Origin of the sequence: Sulfurovum sp. (genome assembly GCF_049668085.1) — a bacterium.
Lineage (GTDB): Bacteria > Campylobacterota > Campylobacteria > Campylobacterales > Sulfurovaceae > Sulfurovum.
Map to the genome: position 1 here is coordinate 1 of NZ_JBATIY010000022.1, position 2,456 is coordinate 2,456.

The window sequence follows — 2,456 nt, forward strand, 5'->3', positions numbered from 1 at the left end:
ATACTTTTTAAAGAGGTACACCATCGTACAAAAAACAACATGCAGGTGGTGATGAGTCTGCTTGAGAGCCAATCTTTTAAGATCGATGACCCTAAATACAAAAAAATGTTTGAAACACATGTAGACAGGTTAAAAGCGATGAGCCTTATGCATAAGAATCTTTATACCAATCACAGTTATGAAGAAGTAGATATCCAAGAGTATCTTGAAGAGATCGGACAAAGTCTGCAAACCTATACAGAATATAATATCCGTACAGATATTGATCCCATCATCATAGATATGAGAATAGCCATGAACATTGGTCTTATTTTCAATGAAGCTGTGACCAATGCCATTGAACATGCTTTTGACGGAGAGGAAGGAAATATTGATATCTCCTTTAAACAATTGGGTGACCGATATCGATTATTGATTCAAGATGATGGTAAGGGTTTTGATACTTCACAAAGCTATAAATCTTTGGGGTTGACTCTTATTAAAGACCTTAGTGTCACTTTAGCACACAGTACGATCGATATAGATGGTGAAAAAGGCACAAAGATTCAGATCTATTTTGATAAAGAGGAGCATGCATAATGAATTTACCTAACAACGTCGTGATTGTAGAAGATGAAGTGATCACACAGCGTTATCTACAAGATATACTTTCAAACAGTGACGTACATGTATCGGCTTGTTTTGATAATGCTCCAGATACACTTGAAGCATTGAAAAGTATCGACTGTGACATGATCCTGATGGATATCAACATTAAAGGTTCTATGGATGGCATACAGTTGGCTAGAAAAATTTTAGAAACCTATACTTTTCCTATCGTCTTTATTACTGCTCACAATGACGATGCAACACTTGAAGAGTTACTTGAACTTGCACCCTACGGCTTTATAAGTAAACCATTTTCAAGTAAAGAGGTAATCACGACTTTAAAGATCGCATATAAGCGATATTCGATACACAGTGAAGTCTCTGAGGTGAAAATAAGTGAGGAACCTACAGATATCGTTATCAATAAATACTATACATACTCACTGAAATCATTTGCCTTGTATTATGATGGGCAGAGTGTAAAATTGAATAACAAGCAGAATAAACTTGTCGAGATCTTGAGCAAAAACATCAATAATACTGTAGGGTATGAGATGCTTATTGGACATCTTTGGGATGATGATAACATAGCAGATTCTACACTGCGTACACTGGTCTATTCAGTCCGAAAACTACTTCCGGATCTTCCTATCGTTTCTCATAGTAAAGTAGGATACTCCCTTCAAAGTACTTAAAATTCATAAAATCTATCATTTTTATGACAAATGTCAATATTAATGACATTTTTTTGACATTTCTTAGATATCATCCCTTTTAAATTATATATTTGATAAAGCTAAACTATTCGTGAGAATAGGACAGAAAGCCACGGATCTAAATTTAGACCGCCGGGTTACCTAATAAATTCTAATACAATTGGGGATAGTTATGAAATTTATTTGGTCTTGGTTGAGGGTATGTACTCTTTTTAGTTTTTTAGTTTTAGGCGCAAGTACGCATGTGTTTGCTGAAGGCTCTTGGCAGATGGGCTTAAAAGAAGGTGCAACACATGAACAGCCTCTTTTTGAATATGACAATAGTTACAATAATACAGATACAGGAATTGAAGCAAAACTCAGACCATTGTATGTAGACATTGTAAATGCAAATGAAGTGATCAATATATCTTTATGTGCTGTGAATGACAGTGATGATATTCGTATAGAGATATATGATGAAACAGGAACGACACAGCTTGATACATTCACTAGCACAACTGGAAATGTAGCATGTAATGATGATTTTACCGGTACATTAAATAATCCTTATCAATTTCCCGCTCCAACAGTGGGTACCTATCAGATCAGAATATTTAATGATAGTGGAAATACTAATAATGGTGTATTTAAACGTTTTGATGTGACTGTGACGCCTGATGCATCAACAGCTGTCAACCCTAGGCTTGATGGAGGTCGTCTATGGGCATATCGCTTGGGATTTAGATGTGCAGTAGGGAATGCATGTTATGGTGTTAATTATGCTACAAGTGCTGACCTCTACACTGTTGTTGATGGGGGTTTTAATGATTCCTATTATGTATGGCAGCTCGATCTGAATGATTTTGCAGGGTATGCTTATGAACTGGTTTCCAATGATCTTGGTCTTGAAAGTCCAAATCCTGATGGTACCGTTGTGGCAGGATTGAGTGGTTGTATAGATACAGATGATGATCCGACGAATGGATGTTCTTCTGTGAGTGGTAATCGAAATAATGTAGCACCAATCAACAAAATTTATTTTTCTTATCCTTCCTTGTCATATGATCGTCCTACAACCCTACCAGAGATCTCAAATTTTAGATTTCTTGATGAAGATGGTGTTGATGATTCTATCTCTCCATCAGACACGTTACTTGTACAGGATACAGG

The 2,456-nt window shown here is 36.1% G+C and carries 3 protein-coding genes and 1 riboswitch; all 3 genes read left to right on the forward strand.

Annotation, left to right across the window (positions count from 1 at the left end; all coding sequences use genetic code 11):
- The coding region (locus tag WBM70_RS01645; protein ID WP_424556779.1) for a sensor histidine kinase at positions 1-579 on the forward strand (579 nt) is incomplete at its 5' end.
- Complete coding sequence (locus tag WBM70_RS01650) at positions 579-1,283, forward strand: response regulator (RefSeq protein ID WP_424556780.1); 705 nt, start codon at positions 579-581, stop codon at positions 1,281-1,283. The genes WBM70_RS01645 and WBM70_RS01650, both read left to right, overlap by 1 nt.
- Positions 1,284-1,373: 90 nt before the next feature.
- Positions 1,374-1,449, forward strand: a riboswitch (cyclic di-GMP riboswitch).
- 27 nt (positions 1,450-1,476) lie between these two features.
- A partial coding sequence (locus WBM70_RS01655) for a hypothetical protein (RefSeq protein WP_424556781.1) occupies positions 1,477-2,456 on the forward strand: 980 nt, incomplete at its 3' end.